Source organism: Halorubrum sp. 48-1-W, assembly GCF_003287355.1.
Lineage (GTDB): Archaea > Halobacteriota > Halobacteria > Halobacteriales > Haloferacaceae > Halorubrum.
In genome coordinates, this window is record NZ_QMIM01000069.1 from 1 (window position 1) to 1113 (window position 1113).

The window sequence follows — 1113 nt, forward strand, 5'->3', positions numbered from 1 at the left end:
TAGTGGTAGTCATAATTTTTGAAAAGATAAGAAGCGATCAACCCACGCTCTCGCAAAGCTAAGGCGATGAGCATATTTACGGAAAATGTCACAGATTAGCGTTCGGTACGTTTCTACATCGGGCGCATCAAGCGGCGACAGATCTCGTTTTACACTCTTCCAGATCTGCTCGATCGGATTGAGATCTGGTGAATACCGCGGTAATGCTACTCTCGTCAGATCGAGCTGCTTTACTATATTATCGACATACTCAGCAAAGTGAGACGAAAAGTTGTCGCAAACGATGATAATCGGTCGCTCAGGATTCTTCTCGCGGATCTTGTGGGAAAAAATCGCCCACAGATTCCTTGCTTAGATCCGCTTTGCAGTCGACGACACTCGTTCCGTTGAGCGCGTAAAATCCGAAGACGACATCGTCAAAATTCTCTGTCGGCGTCTCTTTGTGTATCGTTGGCTTCTCGAAGGCCCACAACCGCCGGCTGTTGTCGGTTGGTCGAGGCCACGCTTCGTCAAGAAACCCGACGACAACACCACCGTCAGTTACCGCGTCGTCGTCAAGATCGTCGAGAGCGGCCTCGAGACGTTCTTCGAACTGCTCTTCAGCATTGTCAGGACGATCCGGAGATTCTGGTCGAGGGATCGCGTATTTAAGTCCAAGATCTTTGAGAACTCGTGAAAAATGTCGTTGTGAGTAAGATACGTCAAATGCGTCTTCGATAAGCCGCTGAACTTCGTGAGTGGTGAGCGGTTGGTGCCGTTCGAGCACCTCTCGAAGTCTTTCGCGCTGGTGCTCGTCAAGTTTCGGCGGACGACCATCACTAAACTCGGGTCGAAGACCGTCGACAGCGCCGTCGTTCCAGCGATCGATCCAGCGGCTCGCGGTCGGCGTCGAGACGCCGACACGCGTCGCCGCTTCGGTGACTGTATCACCGAGATAGACGTTTTTAATCAAGCACAACCGCCGGACGAGACGAGGTTTTTCGTCCGATTGGGCTTGATCAATCGTCTCGTCGATCTCCTCTTCGGTGAGATGTTTGACGAGGTCCTTCGACGGTCCAGGCATACCTCATACTCTTGCTCAAATATTACAAAATTTTCGACCATCACTATCGG

At 51.3% G+C, this 1113-nt stretch carries 2 protein-coding genes; both read right to left on the reverse strand.

All coding sequences use genetic code 11. The features are described 5' to 3' along the window. Positions 1-9: 9 nt before the first annotated feature. Positions 10-342 (reverse strand): transposase, encoded by a 333-nt coding sequence (locus DQW50_RS18910; protein WP_112080536.1) that lies wholly within the window; start codon positions 340-342, stop codon positions 10-12. Continuing rightward, positions 299-1063, reverse strand: coding sequence for an IS630 family transposase (locus DQW50_RS17535; RefSeq protein ID WP_112080535.1), 765 nt, complete (start codon positions 1061-1063; stop codon positions 299-301). Before DQW50_RS17535 ends, DQW50_RS18910 begins: the two co-directional genes overlap by 44 nt. Positions 1064-1113: the final 50 nt, after the last annotated feature.

Bases quoted from the DNA above. Each gene is read 5' to 3' on its own strand.
- DQW50_RS17535 (WP_112080535.1), bottom strand. From the start codon at position 1,063: ATGCCTGGACCGTCGAAGGACCTCGTCAAACATCTCACCGAAGAGGAG.